General features: G+C 72.2%; 12 protein-coding genes. 9 read left to right on the plus strand and 3 right to left on the minus strand.

Going from position 1 to position 16,692, the window contains the following annotated elements:
* Window positions 1-29 precede the first annotated feature (29 nt).
* The 6 genes from ACZ8ZB_RS25435 to ACZ8ZB_RS25460 all read left to right on the plus strand — a co-directional run bounded on the left by ACZ8ZB_RS25435 (window position 30) and on the right by ACZ8ZB_RS25460 (window position 9,130).
* Window positions 30-1,625 (plus strand): DUF4192 domain-containing protein, encoded by a 1,596-nt coding sequence (locus ACZ8ZB_RS25435; RefSeq protein ID WP_470739944.1) that lies wholly within the window; start codon window positions 30-32, stop codon window positions 1,623-1,625.
* A gap of 692 nt (window positions 1,626-2,317) precedes the next feature.
* On the plus strand, window positions 2,318-3,076 hold the full coding sequence (locus ACZ8ZB_RS25440) for an NUDIX hydrolase (RefSeq protein ID WP_470739945.1): 759 nt from the start codon (window positions 2,318-2,320) through the stop codon (window positions 3,074-3,076).
* Window positions 3,077-3,183: 107 nt separating this feature from the next.
* Window positions 3,184-5,130 (plus strand): ABC transporter ATP-binding protein, encoded by a 1,947-nt coding sequence (locus ACZ8ZB_RS25445; protein WP_470739946.1) that lies wholly within the window; start codon window positions 3,184-3,186, stop codon window positions 5,128-5,130.
* Window positions 5,131-5,293: 163 nt separating this feature from the next.
* On the plus strand, window positions 5,294-6,181 hold the full coding sequence (locus ACZ8ZB_RS25450; RefSeq protein WP_470739947.1) for a FadR/GntR family transcriptional regulator: 888 nt from the start codon (window positions 5,294-5,296) through the stop codon (window positions 6,179-6,181).
* A 428-nt stretch (window positions 6,182-6,609) separates the two neighbouring features.
* Window positions 6,610-8,139 (plus strand): RNA polymerase sigma factor, encoded by a 1,530-nt coding sequence (locus ACZ8ZB_RS25455; protein WP_470739948.1) that lies wholly within the window; start codon window positions 6,610-6,612, stop codon window positions 8,137-8,139.
* Between the two features lie 157 nt (window positions 8,140-8,296).
* Window positions 8,297-9,130: a S1 family peptidase gene (locus tag ACZ8ZB_RS25460; protein WP_470739949.1), complete on the plus strand. Its 834-nt coding sequence runs from the start codon at window positions 8,297-8,299 to the stop codon at window positions 9,128-9,130.
* Window positions 9,131-9,276: 146 nt separating this feature from the next.
* Here the strand turns inward: ACZ8ZB_RS25460 and ACZ8ZB_RS25465 are convergent, their stop codons facing one another.
* Window positions 9,277-9,507 (minus strand): DUF7455 domain-containing protein, encoded by a 231-nt coding sequence (locus tag ACZ8ZB_RS25465; protein WP_470739950.1) that lies wholly within the window; start codon window positions 9,505-9,507, stop codon window positions 9,277-9,279.
* Window positions 9,508-9,947: 440 nt separating this feature from the next.
* Here ACZ8ZB_RS25465 and ACZ8ZB_RS25470 point away from each other — a divergent pair, with 440 nt between their 5' ends.
* The 3 genes from ACZ8ZB_RS25470 to ACZ8ZB_RS25480 all read left to right on the plus strand — a co-directional run bounded on the left by ACZ8ZB_RS25470 (window position 9,948) and on the right by ACZ8ZB_RS25480 (window position 14,207).
* Window positions 9,948-12,071 (plus strand): DNA gyrase/topoisomerase IV subunit B, encoded by a 2,124-nt coding sequence (locus ACZ8ZB_RS25470; protein WP_470739951.1) that lies wholly within the window; start codon window positions 9,948-9,950, stop codon window positions 12,069-12,071.
* 97 nt (window positions 12,072-12,168) lie between these two features.
* Window positions 12,169-12,618, plus strand: coding sequence for a DUF485 domain-containing protein (locus tag ACZ8ZB_RS25475; protein WP_470739952.1), 450 nt, complete (start codon window positions 12,169-12,171; stop codon window positions 12,616-12,618).
* Window positions 12,615-14,207: a solute symporter family protein gene (locus ACZ8ZB_RS25480; protein WP_470739953.1), complete on the plus strand. Its 1,593-nt coding sequence runs from the start codon at window positions 12,615-12,617 to the stop codon at window positions 14,205-14,207. Before ACZ8ZB_RS25475 ends, ACZ8ZB_RS25480 begins: the two co-directional genes overlap by 4 nt.
* Window positions 14,208-14,287: 80 nt before the next feature.
* Here the strand turns inward: ACZ8ZB_RS25480 and ACZ8ZB_RS25485 are convergent, their stop codons facing one another.
* Together ACZ8ZB_RS25485 and ACZ8ZB_RS25490 are read right to left on the minus strand one after the other, a co-directional pair.
* Window positions 14,288-14,968, minus strand: a complete 681-nt coding sequence (locus ACZ8ZB_RS25485) for a response regulator (RefSeq protein ID WP_470739954.1) — start codon at window positions 14,966-14,968, stop codon at window positions 14,288-14,290.
* Window positions 14,965-16,638 (minus strand): sensor histidine kinase, encoded by a 1,674-nt coding sequence (locus tag ACZ8ZB_RS25490; RefSeq protein ID WP_470739955.1) that lies wholly within the window; start codon window positions 16,636-16,638, stop codon window positions 14,965-14,967. Before ACZ8ZB_RS25490 ends, ACZ8ZB_RS25485 begins: the two co-directional genes overlap by 4 nt.
* Window positions 16,639-16,692 lie beyond the last annotated feature (54 nt).

The raw sequence follows: 16,692 nt of genomic DNA on the forward strand, positions 1-16,692 counted from the left end.
AGATTCGCAATTCGCGAGATCGTCTTCGCATGACGAATCACGGCGAAACCACTGGATCCCCCGAAAACGGTGACATCTCGGGGTGTGGCACGGGTCCCCGGACAGCCGGCGGCGAAGACCGGGCACCGCGTCCACAGGACATCACCCGCACCGCGTACGGCAGCGGAGACGACGGACAGCAGGTCACCCTGCGCTCCCCGGCCGAGCTCGCCGACGCCCTGCCCTACCTGCTCGGCTATCGCCCCGAGGACAGCATCGTGCTGGTCGCCCTGCACGACAAGGCCGGACGGGGCCGGTTCGGCGGCCGCGCCCGGCTCGGTATCCCCGCCCACCCCGACGACTGGCCCGCCGCGGCCCGGCAGCTGATCCACGGCCTGGTGACGGGCAGCGAGCGCCGGGGCGCCCGACCCGAGCAGATGATCGTCTTCCTCTGCCACGAACCGGCCCGGGGCGAATCCGGCCGGCAGGTCAAGGAGCGGCTGGGGCCGCTCGCTCGCACCCTGCGCCTGGAATGCGGTGCCCTGGACATCCCGGTGGTGGAGGCCCTGTGCGTCTCGGACGGTCGCTTCTGGTCGTACTGCTGCGACGACGAGGACTGCTGCCCGGCCGAGGGGACACCGATGGGCCTGCCCGGCACCTCGGTGCTGGCCGCCGCCGCCACCTATGCCGGGCTCCAAGTCCGCGGCACCCTGCGCGAACTGCGCGCCAGGCTCCAGCCGTGGGAGCACTCCGCCGCCCGGGAGCAGGAGGCCGCCCTGGACGCCGCCGGTCTGGCGCTGATCCCCAGGATCCTCGACGCGGAGGGCCGGCGCGAGGTCGCCGAGGAGACCCTGGGGCTGGCCGGGCGGATCCTGGCCCGACTCGCCGACGCCCCGCCTGTGCCCGGCACGCTCCCGGCGGATCTGCGGGACGACGAACTGCTCGGGCACGACGAGGCCGCGGCGCTGATCCTCGGCCTGCAGGACCGCACGACCCGCGACCGCGCGGCCGAGTGGATGGAGGGCGCAGAGGCGGGCCCGGCCCTTCGCCTGTGGCGCGCCCTGGCCCGCCGCTGCGTCGGGGCGTACCGCGAACACGCCGCGGCGCCCCTCACCCTCGCCGGGTGGGTCGCCTGGTCCACCGGTGACGAACTGGAAGGCCGGGAAGCGCTCGCCATGGCCCTGGGCGCCGATCCCGACTACCTCTTCGCCCGGCTTCTGCACCAGGCCTGCAACGAGGGACTGGATCCGGAGTCGATCCGCCGCTGCCTGCGGTCCGAGCGCGAGGGCCGTGGAGGGGCGACGTCGGACGAACCGGCGGCCGTGGCCACGGAGCCGCGGCGGCGGGACGACTGCGAGCCGTCGGCTGCCGAATCCGGGAATCCGGATCCCACGGCGGTGCCCACACCCCGTCGGCGTCGTACGCGTGCTCCCGGCACCGGCAGCGCTCTTTCCCGCCGGCTTCGTACGGAAGGCCGCCGACCGGGACGGCGGGTTCCACCTCCGCGTGCCTCGGCGGTGAGCGTCCGCCCCGCGGCGGACGGCGGCACGTGCCCCGGCACGGCGGGTCCCGGCACGGGGCGTCGCCGCGGTACCTCGCAGCCGGGCGCGCGGACCGGTCGCCGGGGCGGCGACAGGGAGGGGTGAGTGAGCGCCGGAGCCGTGCCCGTCGGGTCGGCGCCGGCCTTCACGGAGGCGTGGCGGTCCGCTGTCCGTGTCTCCCTCGCTGACGGAGGTTCCCTGTTCGAGCGAAGTCGGGAGCGGGGGAGAAACCGGGAGCGGGGAGGCGTCCGCCGACGCCGGGCCGCGCGACCTTCCCGTCCGCCCCGGACGGTCGTCACCGTGGACGCTGTTCTTCCCCGTGTCCCTGACCGAGGCCCGCCTCGTCCCGCACCCGGGCGCGCCTCCCGAGGGGGCACGGACCGAGCGGCCGGCGCGGCTGCTGGGCGGCTCCGGTCCGGACTCGGGCTGGGGTCGGTGCGGAACGGGCGTGAAGGAGGCGGGTCACAGTCTGTGGCCGACCACGCTCGCGGGGTCCGTCCCGGCGGCCCGGCCCGGAGGGTCGCGCTGCGACCGGTGCGCAGCGTCCCACTGGGCGAGATGGGCCCGACGGGACCGCGTGCGGCGGGCGCCCCTTCCGCCGCACGGACCGGCCGGCTCGGTCTCGCCGTGATCGAGGAAGCGGCCGGGGGCTCCGGTCGGGAGCCCGACCCGGTGGCACGCCCCCGCCGGACGACGGGGAGAGCACGGCGGCGGACCCGCCGGACCGAAGTGGATCAATTGACGTCACGACCCGGGAAGGGAGTGTTTATCGTCAGGAAGACGACTATGATCGCCGCATGCCCTACGACCCGTCAGCCTTTCCGCCCTTCGCCGTCACCGTGGACCTGGTCGTGCTGACCGTACGTCGCCATGCCTTGTGTGCGCTGGCGGTGCGCCGGGGCGAGGCGCCGTTCCAGGGGTGTTGGGCCCTGCCCGGCGGCTTCGTACGGGCCGACGAGGATCTGGCGCAGGCGGCGGCCCGGGAACTGGCCGAGGAGACGGGCCTGCGGGTGCACGACCCCGCCGTCCCCGCCCAGGACAACGGCGCTCACCTGGAACAGCTCGCCACCTACGGTGATCCCGAGCGCGACCCCCGGATGCGGGTCGTGAGCGTCGCCCACCTCGCCCTCGCCCCCGACCTGCCCGCGCCCCGGGCGGGCGGTGATGCCAGCAACGCACGCTGGGCGCCCGTCGAGGAGCTGCTGCAGCAGGGTGGTCACGGCCGGGACGGCGAGCCGGTGGCGCCGCTCGCCTTCGACCATGCCCGGATCCTGTCGGACGGAGTGGAACGCGCCCGCTCCAAGATCGAGTACTCGTCGCTGGCGACGGCCTTCTGCCCGCCCGAGTTCACCGTCGGCGAGCTGCGCCGGGTCTACGAGGCGGTCTGGGGCGTGGCGCTCGACCCGCGCAACTTCCACCGCAAGGTGACGGGCACGCCGGGCTTCCTGGTCCCCACCGGTGGCACGACCACCCGGCAGGGTGGTCGCCCCGCCCAGCTCTTCCGGGCCGGCGGAGCCACCCTGCTCAACCCCCCGATGCTGCGTCCCGAGGTCTGACGCGGGACGACCGGGCCACGCCAACGGGCCCGGCTGGGGATGCCCTTCCCCTCCACCGGGTCGCGAGATGCCCGGAAAACCCGATATGGCGCGCTATCTTGCATCGGGTGATCCAGGCCACCGGACTGACCAGCAGCCCCCGCAAAGAGCTTCCGCCCGCCGTCGACGACGTCTCCTTCGAGGCGCACGCGGGCCGGGTCACCGCACTGCTCGGAGCGCCGGGCGCCGGCAAGACGACGGCGATCCGGCTCATGCTCGAACTCCAACGCGGCCGTGGCATCACCTACTTCAGGGGCCGCCCGCTGCACCGCATCCCCCATCCCTCCCGCGAAGTCGGCGTGCTGCTCGGTGATGTGCCGGGCCACCCCGCCCGCACCGTCCGGGGGCACCTGCGCATGCTGTGCGCCGCCGCGGGGGTCCCGGCCCGCCGGGCCGACGAAGTCCTCGAGGCCGCAGGGCTCGTGAGCCTGCGCGACGAGCGCCTGGGCATCCTGTCGCGCGGCATGGACCGCCGTCTGGGACTGGCCTGTGCCCTGCTGCCGGACCCGCACACACTCGTGCTCGACGAGCCCGCGCGAGGGCTCTCCGTCGCCGAGAACCGCTGGCTGTACGACACGCTCCGGGCGTACGCGGCCCAGGGCGGCACGGTGCTGTGCAGCACGGCCGACCCGAAGGAGGCCGCGCGGATCGCGGACCACGTGGTCACCCTGGAACGGGGAAGGCTCGTCGCCGACCAGGAGGCGGCGGACTTCTCGCGGACCCGGCTGCGCCCCCGGGTCGCCGTCCGCAGCCCGCACGCCGCCCGTCTCTCCGCCCTGCTCGCACAGGAGGCCCGCGCCACCCGGCGGTCCGTGGAGGCCGTGCACGAGGGCGGCAACCGCCTCCGCGTCTACGGCAGTACCTGTGCGGACGTCGGTGAGATCGCGTTCCGAAACGGCATCGTCGTGCACCAACTGGCCGACGAGGTAGGCGACATGGGTCCCGGCGCCGGGGCGAGCGACCCGGTGCAGGGCGACCCGGCGGCCCCGGCCGACGCCGCCGGGGAACCCGTGCGGCCGGACCCCGACGTGTCCCCGCCCGCGGACGACGCGGCACGCGATCCGGACCACCGTCTCGGCGCCCCGGCCGGCGAAGGACCTCCCGCATCCGCCGTCCCGGCCCGGAGGACTCCGGACGCATCCGTCGCCTCGGAGGCCCCCCAGGCCCCCGAGGCCCGCTCGCGCCGGACCGCCCGCGCGCACGACGCCGCCGCAGGGCTTCCCCCTTCCGTCTCCGTCCGCCCCGCCCCCAGGCCCCTTCGTCCGCTGCGCTACGAGATCCGCCGCGCCACGGGTGTCGGCACGGGGTTCCTCGTCGGGGCGGCCGTGCTCGTCGTGTCCGCGCTCACCGCCGTACTGCTGGCGCGGGTCGGGCACACCCCGCAGACGCGCCTGCTGGTCGCGTGGCCGAGGGAGCTGCCGCTGCCGCCCGCGGCGCTCGGCGCGGGACTGCTCGGCGCGCTGGCCTTCGGCGACGAGTTCCGCCACCCCGCGCTTGCGGCGGACCGCGGCACCGTGCCCCGGCGGCTGGGGCTGCTGACCGCCAAGCTCCTCGTGGCCTCGGCCGGCGCGGTGGTGCTGGCCGTCCTGACCGTCGGGTGCGATGCCGAGCTCCTCCACCTCGTCTACGGACGGGAGGTCGTCGAGGTTCCCGCCGACTGGCTGTCGCTGAGTGCGGGTTGGCTCGGCCTCGTGATCGGGTGCGCCTGTGCGGGCGTGCTGGCCGCGGGCGTGTTCCGGTCCACCACCGCCGGTCTCGCGGTCGTCGTCGCCGTACCCCTTCTCGTCGTGCCGCTCGTGCACAAGGTGACGGAAGGGCCGGCGGCGCGCACCCCGGTCCCGCTCGCGTCGCGGCTGCGGGACGGTGCGCCGCTCCGGTGGCCCTTCGGGGGCGAACGCCATCTGGACGCGGTCCTGCGTCTGATCGCCCAACCCGTCGGCGGCGCGCTGACGTTGTCACTGGCGGCGCTGCTGTGCGCGTACGTGCTCACCGGTCTGCGGAGCAGAGTCCGATAGTGACCGCCCGCGAACGCATCGGCCCATCCCCGCCTGCAATTCATCACAAAAAGCCCATTTCCTTCCGATAAGGCGTCAATTGCGACGGGGTGAGCGATCACCCTTTCGTGTGCTTTTCACCAAAGACCTCAAGGGAGTTGGAAGCGGAGCCGACAAAGGATGCGTGAGTACCCTTGCGCACACCATGATGACCACCGCCCGCTCCGCAGACTCCGGTCCCGCGAGCCCGGGCGAACTCGACCGCTACCCCTACGCCGAGGCGCCCGCCGTCGACCGCGTCGGGGTCCCCGCCTGGGACGGCGCGGATCCGGAGCTGGGCCGTGTGGGCCGGCGGGCCGCCGGCAGCCGCGGGCGCGGGCTGCACGGCCAACTCGTTCAGCAGCTGGGTCAGATGATCGTTTCCGGGGACCTGGGCGCCGACCGCCCGCTGGTGCCGGAGGAGATCGGCCAGCGCTTCGAGGTCTCCCGCACCGTCGTCCGCGAGTCGCTCCGCGTCCTGGAGGCCAAGGGGCTGGTCAGCGCCCGACCCAACGTCGGCACGCGTGTGCGCCCCGTCAGCGACTGGAACCTCCTCGACCCGGACATCATCGAGTGGCGGGCCTTCGGGCCGCAGCGCGACGACCAGCGCCGTGAGCTCAGTGAGCTGCGCTGGACGATCGAGCCGCTCGCCGCCTGCCTGGCGGCCGGCCACGGACGGGAGGACGTCCAGCAGCGGCTGACCGACATGGTCGAGATCATGGGCCACGCCATGGGCCAGGGCGACGCCCTGACCTTCGCCCGCGCCGACGCGGAGTTCCACTCCCTGCTCATCCAGATCGCCGGCAACCGGATGCTGGAGCACCTCTCCGGGATCGTGTCCGCCGCCCTGCAGGTCTCGGGGGGCCCGGTCACGGGTTGTGAGCGGCCGAACGAGACGTCCCTGGCGCAGCACGGACGGATCGTCGATGCCCTCGCCGACGGCGACGGCGCGGCGGCCGAGGCGGCCATGCGCCAACTGCTCACGGTCCACCCAGAGGTGGAACGCGTGGTGCCCGCCCCGCGCGAGCACTGACCGCGTTCCGCGGGCGGCACGGTCCGGCCTGCCATCCCCCTCCTGTGGCAGCGCCCCACCGATGAGCCGCCCCCCGTCGGACCCCGCGGGATCGTCGACGATCCCGCGGGGTCCGATGCCCAGAACGACGTGGCAGACTCGTAGAGGTGACCTCCTCGCCCCTGAGTGAATGCTTTCGTAATCATTTGACCGGTTATGCACCCTTGTGGGGTGTGACTCGGGCCACGCGGATTGGACGTAACGCTCCTGGGAAGAACGCGATGACCTAAGAGGTGACAGCCGCGGAGGGAATACGGACGCCGTTCATGGCGCTGTGCATCCTCCCCGGTCCCCGCCCGCGCCGTCGGCCCATCTCCAAGCCGGCGGTCGGCTCCTGTCCACTGTGGACGGGGCCGGAAGCCGTTTTCCAACGTTCCGAGAGGTTGTTCGTGTCGGCCAGCACATCCCGTACGCTCCCGCCGGAGATCGCCGAGTCCGTCTCTGTCATGGCGCTCATTGAGCGGGGAAAGGCTGAGGGGCAGATCGCCGGCGATGACGTGCGTCGGGCCTTCGAAGCTGACCAGATTCCGGCCACTCAGTGGAAGAACGTACTGCGCAGCCTCAATCAGATCCTCGAGGAAGAGGGTGTGACGCTGATGGTCAGTGCCGCAGAGCCCAAGCGCACCCGCAAGAGCGTCGCAGCGAAGAGTCCCGCCAAGCGCACCGCCACCAAGACGGTCGCCGCCAAGACGGTGACCACCCGGAAGGCCACCGCCACCGCGACTCCGGCGGCGCCCGCCGCCGACCCCGCCGCCGAGGAGGAGGCACCCGCCAAGAAGACGGCTGCCAAGAAGGCGACCGCGAAGAAGGCGGCCGCCAAGAAGACCACGGCCAAGAAGACGGCCGCCAAGAAGACCACGGCCAAGAAGGACGACGCCGAGCTGGGCGACGACGAGGTCCTCGAGGACACCAAGGTCGCGGAGGAGCCCGAGGGCGCCGAGAGCGCCGGCTTCGTGCTCTCCGACGAGGACGAGGACGACGCGCCCGCCCAGCAGGTCGCCGCCGCCGGCGCCACCGCCGACCCGGTCAAGGACTACCTCAAGCAGATCGGCAAGGTCCCCCTGCTCAACGCCGAGCAGGAGGTAGAGCTCGCCAAGCGCATCGAGGCGGGCCTGTTCGCCGAGGACAAGCTGGCCAACTCCGACAAGCTGGCGCCCAAGCTCAAGCGCGAGCTGGAGATCATCGCCGAGGACGGCCGCCGCGCCAAGAACCACCTGCTGGAGGCCAACCTCCGTCTGGTGGTCTCCCTGGCCAAGCGCTACACCGGCCGCGGCATGCTCTTCCTGGACCTCATCCAGGAGGGCAACCTCGGTCTGATCCGCGCGGTGGAGAAGTTCGACTACACCAAGGGCTACAAGTTCTCCACGTACGCCACCTGGTGGATCCGCCAGGCGATCACGCGCGCGATGGCCGACCAGGCGCGCACCATCCGCATCCCGGTGCACATGGTCGAGGTCATCAACAAGCTCGCGCGCGTGCAGCGCCAGATGCTCCAGGACCTGGGCCGCGAGCCCACCCCGGAGGAGCTGGCCAAGGAGCTCGACATGACCCCGGAGAAGGTCATCGAGGTCCAGAAGTACGGCCGCGAGCCCATCTCCCTGCACACCCCGCTGGGCGAGGACGGCGACAGCGAGTTCGGTGACCTCATCGAGGACTCCGAGGCGGTCGTCCCGGCCGACGCGGTCAGCTTCACGCTGCTGCAGGAGCAGCTGCACTCCGTCCTGGACACCCTGTCCGAGCGTGAGGCGGGCGTCGTCTCCATGCGCTTCGGTCTCACCGACGGTCAGCCGAAGACCCTCGACGAGATCGGCAAGGTGTACGGCGTCACGCGCGAGCGCATCCGCCAGATCGAGTCCAAGACCATGTCGAAGCTGCGCCACCCGTCGCGTTCCCAGGTGCTGCGCGACTACCTCGACTAGGTCCGCCCGCCACGACGCACCGTCGTGCGCCGGCCTGCGTCAGGCCCGGTTCCCGTCGTCCTCGGGAACCGGGCCTTCGCGTTGCCTCGCGGGTGCGGGCCCGGGCCGGGTCCCTCACTGTGGGTGCTTCAGGATCACCCCAGTGTGAGGAGCGTGCATGCGACGTCGTCTTGCCCGGGCCCTGGCCAGGCTGTTGCCCCTCGCGGCCGCCGCGTCCGTCATACCGCTGGCCCCGGCCGTTCCGGCGGCCGCCGACAGCATCGTCGTCGGTGGTTTTCCCGTCGACGTCTCGGAGGGGCCGTGGACGGTGGCACTGTCCAGCCGTGACCGGTTCGGGGGTACGCGGGCGGGACAGTTCTGCGGGGGTGTGGCGGTCGGCCGGACCACCGTGCTCACCGCGGCCCACTGCATGGGGGAGGAGGTGCTGGGGGCGTCCCCGGAGTACGTGAGTGATCTCAGGGTGATCACCGGGCGTACGGAACTGCTCTCGGAACGCGGCCGGGAGATAGCCGTACGCGGTACCTGGGTGAATCCGGGCTACGACGGGGTCACCAATTCCGGCGACTACGCCGTGCTCAGTCTGGCCGAGCCGCTGCCTTCGAGCTCGGTGATAGCCATGGCCGGAGCCGGTGATCCCGCGTACCGGGCGGGTGGCGCGGCCACCGTCTACGGGTGGGGGGACACCACGGGATCCGGATCCTACGCCGGCAGTCTGCACGCGGCGCGCGTACGGGTGCAGCCCGACGCACTGTGCGAGGAGGCGTATCCGGGTGGCTCCGAGGGCGCCTACCGCGCCGAGACGATGCTGTGCGCGGGGGAGGCGCAGGGCGGCCGGGACGCCTGTCAGGGGGACAGCGGAGGACCACTGGTGGCCCAGGGGCGGCTGATAGGCCTCGTGTCCTGGGGGACGGGGTGCGGCCGGGCGGGCAGCCCCGGGGTGTACACGCGCGTCTCCGACATCCTGCGGACCCTCGGGTGGCCGCAGGGCTGAGAACGGCCGAAGGGGCGCCGGCGAGCCGCCGGCACCCCTTCGGGTGCGGGCATGAGACGGGCGGCTGCCTCCGGAAGGGAGGCAACCGCCCGCTCACCGGCCTGCGCCGGGCTGCTCGTCGTCGGACGCGAGGTGTCGGCGCTCTGTCAGCGCTCTGTGTCGGGAGCGGTCGCCGTAGGGGTCGTCAGCCGCTCCGTCTCGTCCTGTATCTCGGCGGCGATCTTCTTGAGTTCCGGCTCGAACTTGCGGCCATGGTGGGCGCAGAAGAGCAGTTCTCCGCCGCTCAGCAGGACGACGCGCAGGTATGCCTGGGCGCCGCAGCGGTCGCAGCGATCGGCGGCCGTCAGCGGGCTCGCGGGGGTCAGAACAGTAGTCACGTCGCCTCTTCTCTAGCTCGACGAGCTGTCGTACCAGGGTCAACATCCAACCAGCCCCAAAACGTTCCCGCTCGTGGCTTTTCCTCGAAAAAATTTTCCGAGGTGGGTGGCTGTTGCCGGTTGGCGGCGAATGTGCCGTAGTGCGTGTCTGGTGTGTCGTACGGATTCGCGTTCGTATCGGTGGTCGGCCCTCCCGGCTGGCTTGCCGGTTGTTCATGAGGACGTGCCCGGAGCCTAAATGGTTCATGCCTCGAAGGGAACGTGATGTGTGCTTCACTCCATCGAGGGATCGAACAAGCATGCGACCTCGACTAGGGTGGGTTGCGAGCGAGGGTGGCGTTACAACGGCTCTACCAGGCCTCGGTACCCTCTCACCGGTGACTGAAGCCGCGCCCCTACCCATGAGGGCCGCATCTGAAATTCAGCGAGGAGCGAACCGCGTGACCGCCGATACGTCCGTGCCGTCCACAGCGCTGCTGGCAGGAGCAGACCGGGACGGTTCCAACTACACCGCGCGGCACCTGCTCGTCCTCGAAGGGCTCGAGGCCGTGCGGAAGCGCCCCGGAATGTACATCGGGTCGACCGACAGCCGCGGTCTGATGCACTGCCTCTGGGAGATCATCGACAACTCCGTGGACGAGGCCCTCGGAGGCTACTGCGACCACATCGAGGTGGTCCTCCATGACGACGGCTCGGTGGAGGTCCGGGACAACGGCCGGGGCATCCCGGTCGACGTCGAGCCCAAGACCGGCCTCTCCGGCGTCGAGGTCGTCATGACCAAGCTGCACGCCGGCGGCAAGTTCGGAGGCGGCTCGTACGCCGCCTCCGGCGGTCTGCACGGCGTGGGCGCCTCCGTCGTCAACGCGCTGTCCGCGCGGCTGGACGTCGAGGTGGACCGGGGCGGGCACACCCATGCGATCAGCTTCCGGCGCGGTGTCCCCGGCGCCTTCGCCGCCATGGGTCCGGACGCGAAGTTCGAGGCCGGGAGCGGACTGCGCAAGGCCAAGAAGATCCCCAAGACCCGCAGCGGCACGCGCGTGCGCTACTGGGCCGACCGCCAGATCTTCCTCAAGGACGCCAAGCTCGCCCTGGAGACGCTGCACCAGCGCGCCCGCCAGACCGCGTTCCTGGTCCCCGGCCTGACCATCGTCGTCCGCGACGAGTACGGGCTCGGCGACGGCGGCAGCAAGGGCGAGGAGTCGTTCCGCTTCGACGGCGGCATCAGCGAGTTCTGCGAGTTCCTGGCCTCCGACCGGCCCGTCTGCGACACCCTCCGCTTCACCGGACAGGGCACCTTCAAGGAGACCGTCCCGGTCCTCGACGAGTACGGCCAGATGACGCCCACCGAGGTCACCCGCGAGCTCGGCGTCGACGTCGCGATGCGCTGGGGGACCGGCTACGACACCACGCTCAGGTCGTTCGTCAACATCATCGCCACCCCCAAGGGCGGTACCCACGTCGCCGGCTTCGAGCAGGCCGTCGCCAAGACGATGAACGAGGTGCTGCGCGCCAAGAAGATGCTGCGCGTGGCCGAGGACGACATCGTCAAGGACGACGCCCTCGAGGGCCTCACCGCGGTGGTGACGGTCCGCCTGGCCGAGCCGCAGTTCGAGGGCCAGACCAAGGAGGTCCTCGGCACCTCGGCGGCCCGCCGCATCGTGAACAACGTGATCTCCAAGGAACTCAAGGCGTTCCTGACCTCGACCAAGCGCGACGCCGCCCAGCAGGCCCGCGTCGTCATGGAGAAGGCCGTCGCCGCGGCCCGAACCCGCATCGCGGCCCGTCAGCACAAGGACGCGCAGCGCCGCAAGACGGCCCTGGAGACGTCCTCGCTGCCCGCCAAGCTCGCCGACTGCCGCAGCGACGACGTCGACCGCAGCGAGCTGTTCATCGTCGAGGGGGACTCCGCCCTCGGCACGGCCAAACTCGCCCGGAACTCCGAGTTCCAGGCACTCCTGCCGATCCGCGGCAAGATCCTCAACGTCCAGAAGTCGTCCGTGACGGACATGTTGAAGAACGCCGAGTGCGGTGCGATCATCCAGGTCATAGGGGCGGGGTCGGGACGGACCTTCGACATCGACACGGCCCGTTACGGCAAGATCATCATGATGACCGACGCCGACGTCGACGGCTCCCACATCCGCACCCTGCTGCTGACCCTGTTCCACCGCTACATGCGGCCCATGGTCGAGGCCGGCCGGGTGTTCGCCGCGGTGCCGCCGCTGCACCGCATCGAGCTGATCCAGCCCAAGAAGGGCCAGGACAAGTACGTGTACACGTACTCGGACCGGGAGCTGCGCGACAAGCTCATGGAGTTCCAGAGCAGGAACATCCGCTACAAGGACTCGATCCAGCGCTACAAGGGCCTCGGCGAGATGGACGCCGACCAGCTGGCCGAGACCACCATGGACCCGCGCCACCGCACCCTGCGCCGGATCAACCTCACCGACCTGGAGGCCGCCGAGCAGGTCTTCGACCTCCTCATGGGCAACGACGTCGCCCCGCGCAAGGAGTTCATCTCCAGCTCCGCGGCGACCCTGGACCGCTCGCGCATCGACGCCTAGCGGACGCGCGGGACGCGTGCACGGCCCAGTCACCTGATGGGGTGAAGCAGAACGGGAAGAAGAGTCGGGGATCTTCCCGTTCTGTCCATCCTTGGGCATGCAGCGAAGCAACTCGGGGGACGTGAGGTACGACGATCCCTGGTACGACGCCCTGGCCTCGGGCTGGGGCGAGTCGGCCGGTCCCGCGGAGGCGGCGCCGCCGGACCGCCGGGCGCACGGGACCGACGTCTACCTCGAAGTACAGCGCAGCGCGGCCTTCCAGGAGGTGCGCGGCCGCTACCGGCGGTTCGTGGGGCCGGCGGTCCTCGCCTTCCTCACCTGGTACGTGGCGTACGTCGTGACCGCGACGACCGCGCCGGAACTGATGGCACGGCCCGTCGCGGGCGCCGTGAACCTGGGCATGCTCGCCGGGCTCGGCCAGTTCCTGACCACCTTCCTGCTCACCTGGGCCTACGTCCGCCACGCGCGGCTGCGCCGGGACCGGGCGGCGCTGGAACTGCGCTGGGACGCCCAGGAACTGGCACGCGGGAGAGGCGGCGCGGCGTGACGGGCGACCATCAGCTGCCGGCGCTGCTGCTGTTCGGCGCGTTCGTCGCGGTGACCCTGGCCATCACGACCTGGGTGAGCCGCCACCGGCAGGGCTCCGCGGAGGAGTTCTACGCGGGCGGCCGGCTCTTCTCCCCGATGGAGAACGGTTTCGCCCTCGCGGGCGACTACATGTCGGCCGCGTCCTTCCTCGGCATCTCCGGGCTCATCGCGCTCGTCGGCTACGACGGGATGCTCTACTCGGTGGGCTTCCTGGTGGCCTGGCTGGTGGTCCTGTTCCTGGTCGCGGAACTGGTGCGCAACTGCGGGCGCTTCACGCTCGCCGACGTGGTCGCCGCGCGCATGCGGGAGCGGCCGGTGCGGATCGCGGCGGGAACCTCGTCGGTCACCGTGTCCGTTCTGTACCTGGTGGCGCAGATGGTGGGCGCGGGCAGCCTGGTCGCGCTGCTGCTCGGCGGCACCGGCGAGGCGGCCCGGGCCTGGACCGTCGTCGGCGTCGGCGTGCTCATGGTGATCTACGTGTCGTTGGGAGGGATGCGGGCCACCACCTGGATCCAGATCGTCAAGGCGGTCCTGCTGCTCGGCGGCACCATCGCGCTGACCGTCCTCGTCCTGCTGCGGTTCCACGGCGACTTCAACCGGCTGCTCCTCACCGCCGCCGAACGCAGCGGTCACGGTGAGGCGTTCCTGGCGCCCGGCCTCGCCTACGGCGCGGACTGGACCGCGCGGTTCGACTTCATCAGTCTGGGTCTCGCGCTGGTGCTCGGCACTGCGGGGCTGCCGCACATCCTGTCCCGCTTCTACACCGTCCCCACCGCGCGGGCGGCACGGCGGTCGGTCGTCTGGGCGATCGGCCTCATCGGTGGCTTCTACCTGATGACGATCGTGCTCGGCTTCGGTGCCGCCGCCCTCGTCGGACCGGACGCCGTGCGCGCCTCGAACGCGTCCGGGAACACGGCCGTGCCGCTGCTCGCGCTCGACCTGGGCGGCGGCGCCGGCTCCACGGGCGGAACGGTCCTGTTCGCGATCGTCGCCGCGGTCGCCTTCGCCACGATCCTCGCCGTGGTCGCCGGGGTCACGCTCGCCTCCTCGGCGTCCGTCGCGCACGACCTGTACGCCTCCCTGCGGCGCCGGCGCGGGAAGCAGCGCAGTGAGGTGGCGGTGGCCCGGGTCGCCGCGGTCGGCGTCGGTCTGCTCGCGATCGGCCTCGGTCTGCTGGCCCGCGACCTCAACGTCGCGTTCCTGGTGGGCCTCGCCTTCGCCGTGGCCGCGTCCGCGAACCTGCCCGTGCTGCTGTACTCGCTGTTCTGGCGCGGCTTCACCACCCGCGGCGCCGTGTGGGCCGTGTACGGGGGCCTGATCCCGGCCGTGGTGCTGGTGCTGCTGTCCCCCGTGGTGTCGGGCAGCCCCGCGTCCCTCTTCCCGGGCGCCGATTTCCGGCTCTTCCCGCTGCAGAACCCCGGTCTGGTCTCCATCCCGCTGGGCTTCCTCGCGGGCTGGCTCGGCACGCTCACCTCCCCCGAGGTTCCCGACGAGGCCAGGCACGCGGAGACCGAGGTGCGCTCACTGACCGGCGCGGGGGCGGTGTAGGCGCCCGGCGGAGAAGGACGGCGCCGCCATCCGTAAGAGGAGGAAGGGCACGGTCCTTCCCCCACCCCCGGGCCGTGCCCTCAGGCGCGGGTCGCCCACGCGTAACGGTGTTCCGGGCGGCCCGCGTCGCCGTACTTCAGGGTCAGCGTGGCCCGCCCGGTGCGCTCCAGGAGCTTCAGATAGCGCTGGGCGGTCTGGCGGCTCACCCCCGTGCGTTCGGCGATCTCCTGGGCCGACAGCGGGCCGTCGGCGTTCATCAGGGACCGCCGGACGAGTTCCGCGGTGGTGGGGGAGTGCCCCTTGGGCAGCTGGGGCTCGGACGACGCCGACAGCGCGCCGAAGATGCGGTCCACCTCCGACTGCTCCGCCTCACCGCCGCCGTCGAGGGTGCGGCGCAGCTCCGCGTACGCCTCGAGCTTGGCGCGCAGCCCGGCGAAGGCGAACGGCTTGACCAGGTACTGCAGGGCGCCCTGGCGCATCGCCGCCCGCACCGTGGACACGTCACGGGCCGCCGTCACCATGATCACGTCGGCCTGGTGCCCGCGCCGGCGCATCTCCCGCACCACCTCGAGCCCCGTCTCGTCGGGCAGATAGTGGTCCAGGAGGACGAGATCCAGCCGGGGCAGCGCCTCCAGCCGGGCGAGCGCCTCGGCCGCGCTGTGCACCTGACCGGCGACATGGAAGCCGGGCACCTTCTCGACGTACGCGGCGTTGACCCGCGCGACCCGGACGTCGTCGTCCACGACCAGGACCTCGATCACTGCGACCCCTCCTCGTCGGTCCCCGGGACGAAGGCCCCGGTGAGCGCGGGTTCCGCGCCCGGTTCGGCCAGGGCCTCGGGCAGCACGACGGTGAACTCCGCGCCCCCTCCGCGCGCCTCCCCCACGCTCGCGCCGCCCCCCTGCCGCTCGGCGAGCCGGCGCACCAGTGACAGCCCGATGCCCCGCTCGCGGTGGGCCGGCGGCTCCTTGGTGGACCAGCCCTCGGTGAAGATCAACTCGCGGTGCTCCGGCGGAACTCCGGGTCCGGTGTCGCGCACCACCAGCACCGCCGTACGCCCTTCCGCGCGCAGTTCGACCTCCACGCGCGCGTGCGGCGTACCGGCGACGGCGTCCAGGGCGTTGTCCACCAGATTGCCGACGACGGTGACGAGTCCCCGGGGGTCGATCAGCCGGTCCGGCAGCCGGGTCCCGTCCGTCACCCACAGCGCCACCCCGCGCTCGGCCGCGACGGTCGCCTTGCCCACCAGCAGCGCGGCGAGCATCGGGTCCCGGATCTTCTCGGTGACCTGCTCCGACGTGGCCCGGTGATCGCCGACGACCTCGCCGACGAACTCCACCGCGTCGTCGTACATCTCGAGCTCCAGCAGTCCCAGCAGGGTGTGCATGCGGTTGGCGTGCTCGTGGTCCTGGGCCCGCAGCGCGTCGATGAGCCCGCGCGTGGAGTCCAGTTCCCGGCCGAGCCGGTCCAGCTCCGTGCGGTCGCGCAGGGTGGCCACGGCGCCGCCGTCGTCCGTCGGCATCCGGTTGGCGACCAGGACCCGTCGGCCGCGCACGGTGAGCAGATCGGTACCGGTCACCCGTCCGGCCAGCACATCGGCGGTGCGTCCCGCGCCGAGCGCGAGGTCGGGGGAGTGGCCGACGGCCTCCTCGCCGATCCCCAGCAGGCGCTGCGCCTCGTCGTTCAGCAGGCGGACACGGCCGGCGCGGTCCAGGGCGACGACGCCCTCCCGGATGCCGTGCAGCATCGCCTCACGCTCCGCGAGCAGTGCCGCGATGTCCGAGAAAGCCAGGTCGCGGGTCTGCCGCTGCACCCGCCGGGAGATCAGCCAGGCCGCGAGCGCGCCCACGGCCAGGGCGCCGCCGGCGTACGCGAAGAGTCCCGGAATGGCGTGGATCAGCCGGGCCCGGACGCTGTCGTAGGCGATGCCGACCGAGACCGCCCCGACGATCTCGCCGTCGTCCTCCCGCAGCGGCACCTTGCCCCGCGCGGAGCGTCCCAGGGTGCCCTCGTCGATCTCCATGACGTCGTGTCCGGCCAGCGCCTCACCGGGGTCGGTCGACACCGGCCCGCCGATCCGCTCCGGGTCGGTGTGCGACCAGCGCACGCCCCGCCGGTCCAGCACCACGACGTACTCGGCGCCGGTGGCCTTCCGGATCCGTTCGGCCGCCCGTTGCACCGGCCCGTCCGGGGACGGTGTCGTCCCGCGCAGGTCCCGCGCCATCTGCGGCTGCTGGGCGGTGGTCTGCGCGATCGCGAGCGCGCGGCGCATCGCCTGGTCGTCCAGCTGGTCGCCGAGCGGCGCGAGGAACAGCCCGGTGGCCAGCACCGCGACTCCCGCGGCGATCGCCAGCTGCATCAGCAGGACCTGCGAGAACACCCGCCGCGGCAGGCCGAGGCGCAGGCGGCGTGCGGGGGGAGTGGAGTTCATGCCCATGACGGTACGTGGGTGGGCGCGGGGCGCCGCAGGGGTGTGGCGGGTATC

It is taken from the genome of Streptomyces sp. 12E, from assembly GCF_055633275.1.

What these genes read in the sequence shown, in the direction of transcription:
- ACZ8ZB_RS25475 (WP_470739952.1), top strand. Translation starts at nt 12,169, where the DNA reads ATGCAGCGAAGCAACTCGGGGGACGTGAGGTACGACGATCCCTGGTAC.
- ACZ8ZB_RS25435 (WP_470739944.1), top strand. Translation starts at nt 30, where the DNA reads ATGACGAATCACGGCGAAACCACTGGATCCCCCGAAAACGGTGACATC.
- ACZ8ZB_RS25460 (WP_470739949.1), top strand. Translation starts at nt 8,297, where the DNA reads ATGCGACGTCGTCTTGCCCGGGCCCTGGCCAGGCTGTTGCCCCTCGCG.
- ACZ8ZB_RS25490 (WP_470739955.1), bottom strand. Translation starts at nt 16,638, where the DNA reads ATGAACTCCACTCCCCCCGCACGCCGCCTGCGCCTCGGCCTGCCGCGG.
- ACZ8ZB_RS25440 (WP_470739945.1), top strand. Translation starts at nt 2,318, where the DNA reads ATGCCCTACGACCCGTCAGCCTTTCCGCCCTTCGCCGTCACCGTGGAC.